Here is a 14,583-nt window from a genome sequence, read left to right on the forward strand (position 1 = left end):
CAATATGAAAAGACAATTAATTTTAATTATCCTCATTCTAACACACTGTTCCTATCTATTTTCCCAAACAGATAGTTTAGAGCGTGCAAAAGTAGCGACCCTACGGGACAGTCTCCATCATACAATCACCCCTGAAAAGAAATTGATATATTATCAGGAAATGGAAAAAACAATCCAAGAAATTGCTCCTCAAGAAAAAATAATAAAAGAGTATTACCAGTTTCAGCTCAATCGGGGCAAATCCGAAATCGCAATCTCCTATGTAAACAACAACAATTTGGCGGAGGCCCGCAATTGGTTGCTAAAAATAGAAGAAGTGGACGAACAGAAAGGAACAGCCAATGAACTTGTCGATCAACTACTTACCCAACAGCAATATGATATTGCCAAAGCACTATTATTCCCCTACCTGTCTAAACTTAGTAGTACATTTACGGATCGACGGACCTCCGCAAAATACGGGGAAATATTGATCCGAAAGAAAGATTATGAAAATGCCCTACCTTATCTGGCCCCCCAGGAAGAGGACAAATCGGTATTTAGCCTCCATCCTTATCAGGTTCCGATATTATATGCTACAGCCTTGGCGAATACAAGCCGGAAAGAAGAAGCCGAAAAGGCAATACGCGCCATTTTAATAACAGGTCATGGCTCCGATGAACTCAAGACCCTAGCGAAAGCATTCTTTAGCGAAAAATATGGTAATGACAGTCATTACCTGCGACTGATGGACTCGATCGAGATGGACCTAAAGACACAACTGCAAAATCAAATGACAAAAGTTGTTGCTCCGGATTTTACGTTAAAAGATCTTTCAGGTAAAACCGTCACTTTGCATAGTTTAAGAGGTAAAGTTGTTGTGCTCGATTTTTGGGCAACCTGGTGCAGCCCTTGTATTTTCTCACTCCCCGCCATGCAAAAAACGGCAAATGCTTATGCCAATGATCCAGATGTTGTGTTTCTATTTATTCATACCTATCCAAGTAAAGATCAGAGTCCTACCCAAATTTATAGTGAAGTACAAAATTTTATTGCGGATAAAAAATATACATTTCCTGTTTTAATGGATATGCGCGACGCCAAAATTGACAATAAATCGAAAGCTGCAGTAGATTTCAAAATTGAAAGTATCCCGGCAAAATTTGTTATCGATAAAAAAGGACAGATCTGTTTCGATAACAGGGTAAAAGCAGGTACGGGCGACCTATTGGTGACAAATATGAAATTAATGATTGAAATGGCCAGAAAAAACTAAGACAGTGAAAATACTAATGAAATCCTTAGGGCATAAAATGTCAATACCAGTTGTGCTCTTGCTAGTCAATTTGTTTTTATCGCACAACCTAATCGGACAGGTTTCTGCCTATAAGCACACAGAGGCCTTTAAATTGGGATTCTATCCCTATCCGGGATCAGCTTACCGAAGTGCTTCGGGAGAACCTGGTACCGAATATTGGCAAAATCGAGCAGATTATAACATCTCCTGTCAGATAGATACTGCTAATCACATGATTTCGGCTACTTCTGAATTATATTATACCAATAATAGTCCTGACAGTCTGCGCTTTCTCTGGCTGCAGATGGATCAAAATATTAACAAGGAAGATTCCAGGGCTACAAGTTATGACAATACCTTAAGTCATGTAGATACTGCTTTCGTGAATCCCAAATTTACAAATGGATACGAAATCAAGTCTATTTACATTGAAATCCAGGGCAGGAAGTATATACCACGTCAAGTATTATCGGATACCCGGCTACAGGTTTGGCTCCAGACCCCGCTTGCGAGCAGCGGGGGAAAATTAAAGCTGATCATCAACTATGCATTCAAGGTACCTGGCAATGGTGGTGTTTCCACCCGGGTCACACACGCCAAAACACCCGGGGGGGAGCTTTATCAGACTACCCATTGGTTTCCGCGCATGTGCGTATATGACGACATCCAAGGCTGGAATACCCCCCCTTTTCTTGGCCCCGGTGAATTCTATCTTGAATACGGCGATATTAACTATAGCGTTACCGCTCCTGCTAATATGCTTGTCGTTGGCTCCGGAGAATTAATTAATCCCAGCCAATGCTTTTCCGAAAAAGAACTCCAGCTGTATAAGCTGGCCAAAGAAAGTGAACAGACCGTATTGATTCGCAGTCCCTATCCAAACAACTCCAAGATAAATAAAGTTTGGAAGTTCCAAATTAAAAATGCGCGCGACGCTGCTTGGGCGGCATCAGCTGCCTTTACACTTGACGGTGCAAAAATCAATCTACCTGACGGTAAGTCCTGCCTAGCGTTAAGCGCCTATGCGAAAGGTGCCAAATCCGTTCACGAAGTCTGGAAACACGCTGCACAATTTACCAAGGCTTCCGTTGAATTTTATTCCCGCATCTGGAGCCCCTACCCCTATCCCGTTGCAACTGCTGTCGCAGGCTTTACCGGCGGGATGGAATATCCTGGCTTTGTCATATGCCTGGGTGTTGGCCCTACAGGTCCTGGAGTTTGGAGCACTATCAATCACGAATTTGCGCATACCTGGTTTCCAATGATTGTTGGTAGTAATGAACGCCTACATGGTTGGATGGATGAGGGTTTAAATACCTTTATGAATGACTCCGCAGCAATTGCTTTTAACAACAAGGAGCTGACCTTAGTGGACACACCAAAACCGGGCCCAGTGAGTGTTGATACCTTTGCGATAGATGGACTGTTAGCTGAATGGAATCAAGATCCTATTTTCAATCAGCACGATGTACTTGGTAGAGATGTAAATGCGGTCTATGACAAACCTGCTTTTGCCTTGCATCAATTACGGAACAATGTACTGGGGCATGAACGCTTCGATGCCGCATTCCGTGAATATATCCGCCGCTGGAGCTACAAACACCCCACCCCCTGGGATTTCTTTAGGACAATTGAAAATGTGGCCGGAGAAGATCTCGCCTGGTTTTGGCGTGGCTATTTTATCCATAGCTGGAAAATCGACATTGCTGTTAAAAAAGTCAGTTTCTTAAAATCTTCGAGTTTGGGTACTATGTACAATAGCATTCAGCTGGAATGCCTAGGTGAAATGCCAATGCCCGTGGAGGTACTGATCAAGCTCAATGATGGTACTTCACAGCGGGTCAAAGTTCCGGTGGAGGCCTGGATGAGAGGGGAATTGCATTATATTACGATCCTCAATGAAAAACCCGTGACTGAAGTTCGGGTAGATCCCGATAATCTCCTGCCGGATACCAATCGAAAGAACAATAATTGGAAACACGAATAAGTTCCGAACCTAAGTCCGGCAAAACAAAACGTCCCGCAATCAAAAGAATGCAGGACGCTTTTTATTTTTATTGGGTGTTTAAAGCATTTTTGTTTACTTCAAGTGCATTTTTCGTTGCATTACTCGGCAACACAACGGATGGGATAGGCTTTAAATTTATTGATCAGGTCGTTGTTACCCTCCGTTCTTACAAGGATATCACTGGTCGAGGCACGAATATGATAGGTATTGTTCTGCTCGGTATAGCTGGTATGATAGAAGCCATACCGCCCCCTATTGCCAAAAATAACACTCGCTGGAGGAAAATTATAAACACCTGCACTTATTAATTTTGGTGTGATATCACCTGTGGCTGGCAACGTCATTTTGACGCTTTTGTTCCGTTTGCTGGTCAAGGTCTTACTGTCCGTGTAATTGGCTGGGAAAGGGAACCAAGGCAAATTGCTCGCGACAGTACCATCCACCAAAAGCTGAGCCTCACGACGTGTCGGGATCCGGAAGCCGCTCGGGCAGGGATCATTGGCTGTTTTTACAGGTGCCATTTCCGTACCGCTGTTCCAGGCATTGTCTGGCCGTACGGTCGAAGCATTCCAGTTTGCATTAACGCTTGTCGATAACACACTCGCCACAGGATCTTTACCGCCAAATTGATAATAATCCCCGAACGAATTATTGGTTATAACATCTGGATCTGCATTAGTCTGGATAGCCGGTGCCCCCAGGTTATACCGCATCCAGACCAGGCCATTAATGCGTACGGCTTTCTGTCCGTTATGATCCAGATAGGCATCTTTTGGATTTAGGCGCAGGCTGAGCTTGTATTTGGCACCCGGCGTAAAATTGAGATTGCTAAAGGCAACCTGATTACTTTGCGTTAACGGGCCAATCACAAAATTGGACAGGTTCAGGGTACCGGTATTGGTACTGGCATTCACTAGTGTCGGCGTTGAAGTGACCATGGCTTGGTTCAGCGTCGGAAAGCTGATCGCCGCGGCACCGGGCTGCCCCGAGCTAAGCGGTATACCATCTGCCAATTGCACGGTTGCCGTCGGAAAATGAGGCGCTAGATTCGCGTCCGCAGCAGTAATGTTGTAGCCGGTCGCTGTCGCATCAATTGTTGTCGTAATGGAACTGAATTTATGATCCAGTACAATATCAAGCAGATTGACCGTATTGCCTTCCACGAGCATATTGTCCTTCCTGAAATAACTGAAATCCGCCGTTCCCTGCAAAGCGCTCAGGCTGGAGGTTGCCAGGGTTTTCGCCTGTGCATCAGCAAAGGTAATTGCAGGAAGATCCGTTGGGCTGCCGATCGAGTAGGCTACAAAAGTATAATTTTGTCCCCCATCGAGTTTCAGCTCGGCCGCACTCGCCTCGCTGCCACGTACGTAATCTCTTTCGGTAACATATTCGCCCGATGCTTTGTAGATCACAAGCTTATAACGGATTCCCGGATTGAGGTCCTGTGTTTCAGTGCTGGCCCGCTTGCTGGCTTTCGCGAGGGCTGGCTCTACTGAAACAGGGCTAAGTTCGGCGACCAGCGTATAGTCCGCATTAAAGCGGGCCTCATCATACTGGGTCAGTTCCTGTTGCATTCCCACACGCTCACCCATCGCGACTGCACCCTGTTTTTTGCCGCTGTTTTTGGGGGCACCAAAGCTTTCCCCCAGCAGATTGACCTTGACTGTTGCCGCCCCCCCTAGCCCGATGCGTTCTTCATCATTCGTCCGGCAGGATCCGGCAGCAAAGAGGATGGAAAAAAGGACTGCGCTGACTTTGACAGTATGGCTCATTTTATACGTGAACATTTTTCTTTTCATGTGTTGATTAATTTATTACTTATGATGGCAACAGCTTCCTTCCTGTTGCTGTTGGATGTGAACACCAGAAGACTGATTACCAATCCATTTCACCTGATGTGTCGGTACCGTTCTCCCATGAGGAGCTTACCGTACCAGTATTGACTGTCCCCGAACCGGCCGCAATACCCTGCTCCATTTCGATTTCCACCACTTGCAACTGTGGGGATAAATAAGGATCCTTGATCCGGATTGTAACTTTGTTCTGTTTCATTTTTCTCATGTTTTAAGATTGGTTTTTAAATTTTGCTTTATACACCTGAAGAGCAAGACGGACAATAGGCTGAATTGTCCCGAGAAAAGTGAAGAAAAAAAATAAAATATTACTTTAAAGAAGATTTTGTGTCGATTTTCCGCTACGATCCTTTGTTCCTGTTAGGAATTTTATTATTTTACACGTAGATTTGAAAAACTTATTTTTTTGCTAACCTCATGTCAGATTCATTGCATATATTAGCCGATGAACAGCTCTATACTTTTGTTAAAGAAGGGAACAGAGCAGCCTATACAGAGCTTTACGAACGTTATAAACGTCCGCTATTGGCCTTTGCATTGAAAAAGGTGAGCGCCGATGAAGCCGAGGATATTGTTCATGACCTCTTCGCCAAATTATGGAGCAATAGGGAAACCATTGAACTCCAAGGGCATTTTGTTGGCTATCTGTTTAAGGCCTTACGCAATAAAATCATTGATCATATCGCCCGGTCCATGCAATCGCAGAAATATTTGACCCATTTGGAAACCTTCGCTGAACGTGCGGCCATCAGTCCGACGGATTTCAAATTGCGGGAAGATCTGTTCTGGAAAGATATTGAAAAAACCCTGGATAAATACAGCCCTCGGGCGCAGACCATTGTCCGCATGCGGATGGAGGGTTTTAGTAATCAAGAAATCGCCGACGAACTCAACCTCTCCGAAAAGACGATCCGGAACCAACAGTCTTCCATCATCAAATATTTGCGGTCGAAGTTTCCAAAAGTATTGCTGTTGATGTTCGTTTTTTTTATTTCTTTTGGGACAATTGCGGCTGTCGACCGTCTTATACCTAATATGCTGGCAAAGAAGTCCAGCAAGATGTAACTTGAAGACTCATGAAGATAGAAAAAGACATATTACAGCGGTATTCAGATGGACAATGTTCACCTGAAGAGCAAGCATTCGTGGAGGCCTGGTTCAATGAGTATGATAATAACACATTTTCCGAAGCCGAACTCGACCGAAGGGTAAACGCACTGGATAAAAGGATTATGCCCCGGCAAAATAAGCCACCATTTTTTATTTGGACGGGCATTGCTGCAGCGGCGATTGTCACCCTTGTACTGGGGATCAGTATTTTTCGGCAGTCCAACCTGGGAGATGCGGAACTAGAGCAATTTACCGACATCAATGCCATCAAGGCACCTACAGGGGCACATGCATTTTTGGTACTGGAAGATCAGTCGGAATATAACCTGGATCAATTGCAGCCGGGTGATACATTACGCGCCAAAGCGTACCAGTTGACCCGGGACCAGCATGGTGAACTGCGCTATATCGCGGGGATAGCAACCGCAACTCCCGTATACCATCGACTGCTGACCAAATCGGGTGGCAATGTGAACCTCCGCCTGGCAGACGGCTCCAAAGTATGGCTCAATGCTTATTCCGAAATCAAATACCCTGTTCAGTTCAGCGTCCGCCGCGAGGTTGCGCTACAGGGCGAAGCTTATTTTGAGATCGCCAGCCTGATGCAGGGGACAGCGAAAGTTCCGTTTTTTGTCCGTGGTGACCAACAGACCATACAGGTGCTGGGAACCAAATTCAACGCTAGCTTCAAGACAGACAGCAAGATCGCCCTGCTTGAAGGTAAAGTGGCCTTGGCCAACGCTGGATCGGCCCTCGAAAGTAAAATAGAGCCCGTGGCACAGCTACAGATGCAGCCCAATCAGGTGTATGATGGCCATACACTCAGTACAGTGGACAATATTACAGCCTACATCGATTGGAAAGAGGGTTACTTCAATCTGCAAAACCTGACATTGGGCGAATTAGCGCCAAAATTGACAGATTGGTATGGTGTTCAGGTGCATGTTTCACCCGATCTGACCACACGGCAATTATCTGGCGAGGTGGACCGCAAGAAAACATTGGTCGAAATTCTTACCCTCATTGCCAAGGTATACCCAATTCATTATGAATTAAAGAACAATACAGTATTGATTAGCAGCAGTAAAAAATAAGGTGCAATATCCATGAATATCGCATTCGGCAGGTCCATAGGAAAAAAAAGGCACCGCAGTCATCGACTGCTCCTGACCATTTTTTTCCTGGTCCTGTTCAGTTTGCCCAGTATAGCACAGACCATTAGCTTACGGATGCAAAACGCACCCATCCAGCGTATCCTGCAGCAGATCAGGAAACAGGTCAAGATCGATTTTATCGGCGATATGCAGCTGCTCCAACAGGCACCGCCGCTGTCCATTTCTGTGAACCAGGTAGATATTGCGCACGTATTGCTTGAACTGAACAATAAGCAGGATATGCTAGTTTTTTCTTTCTACAACAACACCATTCTCTTTCAACAAAAAAAAAACAGCCCCAGCAATTCGAAGGTGCCGGGCCCAACAGCAACCGCCGGCTACAGTATATCCGGCCTGGTGACCGACAGTGCAGGCAGGCCTCTTCAAGGAGCTTCAGTACGGACGATCGCCTCCCCCTACATCGGCACCACAACAAATAGCCATGGTGCCTTTACCCTACACCTGCCTGCTCAGGACAATTTTCGGGTCAGCATGCTCGGCTATGAAGCGCAGATAATTTCCCCTGGATCCCAGCAACAATTCCGCATTACGCTTCGGACACAGCATCAACTGATCAGCGAGGTTAAAGTCAATACAGGTTTCACCGAACGCAGCCTGCAATCCATGACGGGCGCCTCTAGAACCATTGGCCGAAAAGAGCTGGAACAGTTTAACAATAGCAATATCTTTTCGGTCCTGCAGAGCCTAGATCCGGCTGTTCACCTGGATCCCAATATTTTCTCGGGCTCCAATCCCAATGTTATTCCGGAAATTACCATCCGCGGAACCAACAATGTGGGGGAATATGCCGTCAATTCGCCGCTGGTGATCCTGGATGGATTTGAAGTCTCCCTGGAGCGGCTTTACGATATGGATGTCAACCGGATCCAGAGCATCTCACTGCTAAAGGATGTCAGCTCCACGGTTCTGTACGGTTCTCGCGGCGGCAATGGCGTGATTGTGGTTGAAACGCGGCTACCCAAATTGGGGCGCCCCAGTCTCACCTATGATCTGCGCAGCAGTTTGACCGCCGTTGACCTTGCCGACTATCATTTAATGGATGCAAAGGCAAAATTGGCTTATGAAAAACTTGCTGGATTGTATACGGTCCCCCCGGGGCCCCTGCCTCCGGACAAAGAAAATGAAGAGCAAAGCCGGCTCGATCAGAGCTATACCAGCCGGCAGGCCGCCGTATTGCGCGGAGTGGATACTTATTGGCTAGCCCAACCAGTCCAGACACCGCTTTCAGGCAACCATAGCTTACGCCTGGAAGGCAGCAAAAGTCGATTCCGTTACAGCTTGGAAGGCTATTTAAATGAGACTAAAGGTGTCATGAAAGCATCCGGACGTAAACGCGGCGGGGTCTCCCTGGATCTGATCTACCGCCTGCCAGGTACATTCTTGCTCCGCAATAAGACCAGTTACCTGTCCACTAAGGCGTCCTACTCGCCTTATGGTTTATTTTCAACCTATCCCAAAATGAATCCCTATCAGCCCCTGCGTGACGCTACCGGGGCACTGATTGCGGAGTATCCGGATGAAACCCGCGACAATGTCAAATTCAATCCCTTATACGAAGCTAGCCTGCCCTACCGTGATGACGAATACAGCAAGACCTTGACCAACAATCTTTTTCTGGAATGGCAATTCGGCCGCTTCTATACCCTGCGCTCCACCCTCGTGCTGGAGAAAAGCCGAACCTCAGCCTACAACCTAAGCTCGCCCCTGCTCAGCCGTTTCCGCAAACTAACCGCAAACAGTCGTGGAGAATACGTGGAAGTCGCTGGTCGTGACTTTAATTATTCTACCATAGTCAACCTCAACTATGCCCGGCAGCTGGGAGAGCACCATGCCTTCAGTGGCAATATGATCGGCGAACTCAAATCAGCTGATTTCAAACAGCACCTGCATCAATGGGTGGGATTCGCACCCGATGCCAGGGTGAAGGCCATTCAGGATTCGTCCATGCATAGCAATTCCTACAGTAATATTGTCAACCGTCTGGCGGGCTTGTTATTCACGGGCAGTTATCATTACCGCAAGAAATATATACTTGACCTTTCCTATCGCCTGGATGGCTCCTCAAAATTTGGCGCCAATACCCGTTACGGTACGTTCTGGAGTGCCGGGATCGGGTATAATATCCATCAGGAAGATTTTTTCCGCTCCGATTTTTTTCAGGAGCTGCGTTTCTTTGCCAATACAGGGACCAATGGAACGGACGCCTTTCTGGCTAATATGACACTGTCCTCTTATGTGCAATCGCCGCAGAATAGTTATTTCAAGGAAATTGGACTGAATTATCACAACGAGGGAAACCCTGACCTCCAATGGCCGCAGATCCGTTCCTGGAGTGCGGGGATAGCCGGAAAATTCTGGCAGGGACGCGGCAATTTTTCTTTTGCCTTTTACCGCAAGGTCACGGACAAAATGATCTCCCTGATTTCCGTCGCCCCATCCCTCGGCCTGCCCAACAATGCTTATTTCGAAAATATGGGCAAGGTCCGCAATATCGGTTTTGAATCAGCCATTTCGCTCAAGTTATTTGAAAATCCCAGCAAAAACATGAACGCGTATATTACGCTCACTGCCAACCGCAATCGGAGCAAGCTCATTGACATCGCGGATGCCCTGCGGCAGCTCAATGCCACCAACATGGTACTGGACCAGGATGGCACTTATCAGCAGACGGTTTTCTATGAACAGGGCAAATCCATCAAAAACTTAAAAGGCGTACGTTCGCTGGGCATAGATCCCGCATCCGGAAAGGAAATTTTCCTGGATCGCAATGGCGCCATCACCGATCAATGGAACAGCAGGGACCTGACTGTGATTGGCAACCTGGAGCCTCAGCTGTTCGGTAACCTGCATACGGTATTCAATTATAAAAGTCTAAGCATCCAGGCTTATTTTAGTTACCGCCTGGGTAACGATATCTACAATCGGACGCTGATCGACCGGATAGAAAATAACGATCCAGGTATGAATACCGATCTGGAGGCGCTGCAAAACCGCTGGCAGAAGCCGGGTGACCTGGCCCGCCTAAAGGACATCAAAAACCAGCAAAAAACATTGTTGTCCAGCCGTTTTGTACAGACTGAACATAGTCTTGCGCTCTCCACTTGTATGCTTAATTACGATCTGCCCAAACAATGGATCGAAAAATGGAAGCTACAGCGCCTGCGACTGAACCTTTCGACAAATGATTTGTTTAGAATAAGTACCGTACGGATGGAGCGAGGGCTCGACTATCCCTTTGCCCGTACATTTAATATGGGATTAACAGCACAGTTTTAGGAAATAAACCATGAAAAAAATCTCAGTCATACGCCTGTTTTTAATGCTATTCTTGCTGGGCAACAGTTCCTGCAAAAAATGGCTCGGTGCCCAATCCGACAGTGATCTTTTTGTCAGTCAGGCACTCTCCGAGCGATCCGGCTTTTCCAAAGCCCTTTCCGGAATTTATAGCCAACTGGGCAATGCCAGCCTCTATGGGCGCGAGATGGAATTTGGGTTTATGGATGTCCTTACGGGTTATTGGCAGATGAACGTGCAGCACCTATACTATCAGGACTATAATTTTAACTATCAGGACAACAATGTACAGCAGCGGATTGCGGCCATCTGGTCCGGCCTATACAAAACAATCCGGCAATGCAATATTATACTGGCCCATATCGAGGCCATCAAAAATGATCCTTATTACGATCTCATTAAAGGCGAAACCTTAGGATTGCGTGCTTACCTGCACTTGGAACTGCTCAAACTTTTTGGCCCCGTCATTAGCCAGCATGGGCTGGATACGCCCGCTATTCCCTATTACGATAATGACGACCGCAAGCTTCGGCCTGCGCTGACCTCACGTGCCTGTCTCGCCCGCATCGAAGCAGACCTTCAGGCAGCCAAAGTATGCTTACAGCAGGATCCCATCATTAGCCTTGGCCGCACAGGAAACGGAAACACCCTCGGTGCGGAATACAATACCCTTATTGACCGGCGCGGTATCCATCTCAACTATTACGCTGTGCTGGCTCTACTGGCCCGCAAATCACTGTGGGAACGTAATTTTACTGAAGCCGGACAACGGGCCAAAGACGCGATCGCGCAGCTGGAGGTCAGTCAGGCCGTTCGCTTTGTCCGCCCTGAGGACTGGCTGCAAAATGGCGAATTGATCGACTTGCGTTTCAGCCCCGAAAATATCCTGGGCCTGTATATCAATCAAATACAAACCCTTACCCGGGGTTATCTCAGCCAACCCTATACGCTAGATCAGATACTGGTACCCGAATACAAGCAATTTCTGGACAAGCTCTACACGAGCGGAACGGGTAGTACCGACGATCTGAGATTTCAGCTGTGGCGGATGGATGTGAATATCCTCAAGTTCAATATAACGCCCGTCGGCGACAACAGCCATGAGGTGCAGCTGATCAACCTGCCCGAATTATACTTTATTGCCGCCGAATCCCAGCTGGACAGCAACTTGGAGCAAGCGCTCCATTACCTCAATGTGGTCCGTGCCAACCGCCAGCTTCCGGCCATATCCTACAACGACGCACTGAACCGTGCGCAAGTTTCGGAAATGCTGCTCGATGAGGTGCGGCGGGAATATATTGGCGAAGGCTATCTCTTCAGTTATTACAAACATTTGAATCATCCCATCTATCGTATCTCCGAATCTGTGATGCCCAGTGAGCAGGTCTTTGTTTTTCCAAAACCACTGGAAGAATCCATCTTTTATAATCCAAGTTAAGCCCGATAAGCATGAACAGAATCCTTTTTTTTATTGCCTGTTGCCTGTTGCTTCCAGCCTGCTCCAAAAGAAATGGTCTTATTACCTTTGATCCCGCCAATGCTTTTATTGAATTTGACGCACCACAGATCAACCTGGGCAATATGACAAACGAACTGGATCGGCTCAGCTTTTCCTTTGCTTTCGAAGCAGATACGCTACGATCCAAGATAGTGGCGGTTCCGATCCGGCTCATTGGGCAGCAGGCCGATATCGACCGGCCATTGGAGCTGCTCGTCGGATCAGGCCCTGACGCACTGCCCGATAGCCTTTTCAGGATGGAGCCCGCCGTTCTGCATGCACGCAGATTTCAGGATACACTTTATATTCATATAAAGCGAGATAATATATTGAAAAACAAACAGTTTTCACTAACTGTAGCCATACAGGATAATTCGATTTTAAAGCCGGGTAGCCCCTTGCGTTCACAATTTAAGCTTTTGGTCTATGATCAATTGCCCGAGCCCCCTTGGTGGCGGCAATGGACCGGATTTTTTGGTCCTTTCCGAAAGGAAGTTTACCGGCAATGGATGAGGGTCTATTACCCCGGAGCAGATCCTACAGATGCCAACGTGGAAACGGGAAAACCCTATTTCAGCTGGTATAATATGCCAAAGGCACCTTTTCCTACGCTGTATCCGCTGACATTTAATTTTATTGACCAGCTCAAAAAATATTTTGAAACGCATGCGGTTTATCCCGACAATGACCTCAGTCAGCCTCGGATTTACCTTCCCTAATTCGAACGCCATGTTTATTCATTTAATCAAATATCTACTTATTATACTTACAATTAGCTACATCAGTTGCAGTAAAGATAAAGGTAATTACAATTATCAGAATCTTGCTCGGCTGACCATTACCGACCAACAGGGCAAAGTCATTGACGGAGCTACGTACACCGTATCTGCCGAGCAGACATTTGAATTGCAGGTCCAGGCCACGACTTCCCCCACCCAAAGTACAGCCCCCAAATTGGATTACCTCTGGCTGATTGACCGCGATACCCTCAGCCGGACAAAACAACTGACCGTAAGCGCCTCGACAATCGGTATAGGAAAAAAGAACGGTAAGCTGATTATTATCGACCGGCAGACCGGCCTTTCCTACAGCAATGCCTTCAGTCTGGTCATATCTGCCGGCGTCGGGAGGGGAACCTATATCCTGACCGAAGATGAACAGCATCAAAGTAGCCTGTTCATGCGGAATGCAGACTCCACCTCAGGCTTTCGGCGCATCACAGCACTGGGCCAGCTTCAGCTGGGTAAGAGGCCTATTGGGATGGATGTCACCTATCTGACCGCCCCCGGTACTCGCAATCCCTATAAGCAGCTTACAGTTAGTTGCCAGGAAGGCGAATATCCCATGATCAGTGTCGACTTTGAAACCTTTGTCCCAACCAAGGCCTTTGCAGCCCATACCGCACTAATTTCGGGCGAAATATTGCGGCCCACCTATTCGTTTCGGGACTCTTTTGCCGTCAGCAATACCCTGTTCGAGGGCATTGTCCTGATCAACGGCAAATGCCACAATATCTTAAATGGCCGTATTGGTGATGATGTCTACCGTGCAGATCCCCTGGACTACGATTTTGGAAATCAGAACGTTTATTTTTCGCCAAAGGAAAAAGGGGTCTTGCTAACAGGCTTTGACCAAAAAAGTGAACGGATCCGAATTTTCAGCTCCAAGGACCGCAATGGTATTTACAATGCTAATTTTGATGAAAAACTGGCAAATATTGCCTACTGGACCAAAGGGCATCGGCTAATAGCCCTGGCTGATATTGCTTCACCTTTCAATAGCAATTTAATAAGCTGGCAATACCTGACCTATGTCGATGGTCAATTTTATTCCATGACAATTAATCTTACCTATGGTCTATATGAAAATGCCATCGCCAATTATCTGGGCGCTATTCCACAAATGGTCGGTGCCGTTAATTTCAGGTTTATCGATGGCTATTGGTATTTTGCACAGGGTCGTACGATTTATCGCGTCCCTATTTTTTCAAATGCCCTTGAAGCCTATCTTACCCTCCCCCCGGACCAGTCGGGTGACATCGTCAGCTGGAATGTTTACAGGGATCCCGGTGGCAGAATAAACTATGTTGGCATCGCCTCTTATCAGCCACAGGCCAGCAGTAAACGGAAAGGATCTTATTATCGCTTTGACTTCAGGAGCCAACAGTTTGACCAGCAGGAACGCTATACCATTGATAAAGCCGTGGATATTGAACTCTGTTTATAGATTTTTCACGATCAGCAAAATAGTAATGGTCTGGGCAGTAAATGGGTTATCATTTACCGGACAAAAGCCTATTTTGGAAGTAAACAAAAAGCTGGCTTGCCTAAGCAAGCCAGCTAAAAAATGTTGTGTTTTTTCTTTGCCTA

General features: G+C 46.7%; 10 protein-coding genes. 8 read left to right on the forward strand and 2 right to left on the reverse strand.

Annotated features, from left to right (window positions below):
* The first annotated feature begins 4 nt into the window (after positions 1 to 4).
* The gene (locus tag BWD42_RS07370; RefSeq protein WP_077434582.1) at positions 5 to 1,255 is read left to right on the forward strand and encodes a TlpA disulfide reductase family protein; all 1,251 of its coding nucleotides are present in this window, start codon (positions 5 to 7) and stop codon (positions 1,253 to 1,255) included.
* A 4-nt stretch (positions 1,256 to 1,259) separates the two neighbouring features.
* Entirely contained in the window at positions 1,260 to 3,263 is a 2,004-nt protein-coding gene (locus BWD42_RS07375; protein WP_217700024.1) for a M1 family metallopeptidase, read from the forward strand.
* A gap of 119 nt (positions 3,264 to 3,382) precedes the next feature.
* Here BWD42_RS07375 and BWD42_RS07380 read toward each other — a convergent pair whose 3' ends face one another.
* Both BWD42_RS07380 and BWD42_RS24680 read right to left on the reverse strand, forming a co-directional pair.
* The gene (locus tag BWD42_RS07380; RefSeq protein WP_077434586.1) at positions 3,383 to 5,083 is read right to left on the reverse strand and encodes an FISUMP domain-containing protein; all 1,701 of its coding nucleotides are present in this window, start codon (positions 5,081 to 5,083) and stop codon (positions 3,383 to 3,385) included.
* Between the two features lie 76 nt (positions 5,084 to 5,159).
* Entirely contained in the window at positions 5,160 to 5,336 is a 177-nt protein-coding gene (locus BWD42_RS24680; protein ID WP_175991989.1) for a hypothetical protein, read from the reverse strand.
* 218 nt (positions 5,337 to 5,554) lie between these two features.
* Between BWD42_RS24680 and BWD42_RS07390 the strand changes: the two genes are divergently transcribed.
* From BWD42_RS07390 to BWD42_RS07415, 6 genes are read left to right on the forward strand one after another with little or no spacing between them, the layout of a single operon-like run.
* Positions 5,555 to 6,202 carry an RNA polymerase sigma factor gene (locus BWD42_RS07390; protein WP_077434590.1) on the forward strand — a complete coding sequence of 216 codons (648 nt, stop codon included), beginning with the start codon at positions 5,555 to 5,557 and terminating at the stop codon, positions 6,200 to 6,202.
* An 11-nt stretch (positions 6,203 to 6,213) separates the two neighbouring features.
* A complete protein-coding gene (locus tag BWD42_RS07395; RefSeq protein WP_077434592.1) occupies positions 6,214 to 7,341 on the forward strand; it encodes a FecR family protein in 1,128 nt (375 codons plus the stop codon).
* A 12-nt stretch (positions 7,342 to 7,353) separates the two neighbouring features.
* Positions 7,354 to 10,698, forward strand: a complete 3,345-nt coding sequence (locus BWD42_RS07400) for a SusC/RagA family TonB-linked outer membrane protein (protein ID WP_077434594.1) — start codon at positions 7,354 to 7,356, stop codon at positions 10,696 to 10,698.
* Between the two features lie 10 nt (positions 10,699 to 10,708).
* Entirely contained in the window at positions 10,709 to 12,154 is a 1,446-nt protein-coding gene (locus tag BWD42_RS07405) for a RagB/SusD family nutrient uptake outer membrane protein (protein ID WP_077434596.1), read from the forward strand.
* 11 nt (positions 12,155 to 12,165) lie between these two features.
* Positions 12,166 to 12,933, forward strand: a complete 768-nt coding sequence (locus tag BWD42_RS07410) for a DUF4843 domain-containing protein (protein WP_077434598.1) — start codon at positions 12,166 to 12,168, stop codon at positions 12,931 to 12,933.
* A gap of 10 nt (positions 12,934 to 12,943) precedes the next feature.
* A complete protein-coding gene (locus tag BWD42_RS07415) occupies positions 12,944 to 14,440 on the forward strand; it encodes a PKD-like family lipoprotein (protein ID WP_175991990.1) in 1,497 nt (498 codons plus the stop codon).
* Positions 14,441 to 14,583 lie beyond the last annotated feature (143 nt).

Source organism: Sphingobacterium sp. CZ-UAM (assembly GCF_002000245.1).
In the GTDB taxonomy this organism is placed as follows: domain Bacteria; phylum Bacteroidota; class Bacteroidia; order Sphingobacteriales; family Sphingobacteriaceae; genus Sphingobacterium.

Bases quoted from the DNA above. Each gene is read 5' to 3' on its own strand.
- BWD42_RS07370 (WP_077434582.1), top strand. From the start codon at position 5: ATGAAAAGACAATTAATTTTAATTATCCTCATTCTAACACACTGTTCC.
- BWD42_RS07380 (WP_077434586.1), bottom strand. From the start codon at position 5,083: ATGAAAAGAAAAATGTTCACGTATAAAATGAGCCATACTGTCAAAGTC.
- BWD42_RS24680 (WP_175991989.1), bottom strand. From the start codon at position 5,336: ATGAAACAGAACAAAGTTACAATCCGGATCAAGGATCCTTATTTATCC.
- BWD42_RS07390 (WP_077434590.1), top strand. From the start codon at position 5,555: ATGTCAGATTCATTGCATATATTAGCCGATGAACAGCTCTATACTTTT.
- BWD42_RS07395 (WP_077434592.1), top strand. From the start codon at position 6,214: ATGAAGATAGAAAAAGACATATTACAGCGGTATTCAGATGGACAATGT.
- BWD42_RS07400 (WP_077434594.1), top strand. From the start codon at position 7,354: ATGAATATCGCATTCGGCAGGTCCATAGGAAAAAAAAGGCACCGCAGT.
- BWD42_RS07405 (WP_077434596.1), top strand. From the start codon at position 10,709: ATGAAAAAAATCTCAGTCATACGCCTGTTTTTAATGCTATTCTTGCTG.
- BWD42_RS07410 (WP_077434598.1), top strand. From the start codon at position 12,166: ATGAACAGAATCCTTTTTTTTATTGCCTGTTGCCTGTTGCTTCCAGCC.
- BWD42_RS07415 (WP_175991990.1), top strand. From the start codon at position 12,944: ATGTTTATTCATTTAATCAAATATCTACTTATTATACTTACAATTAGC.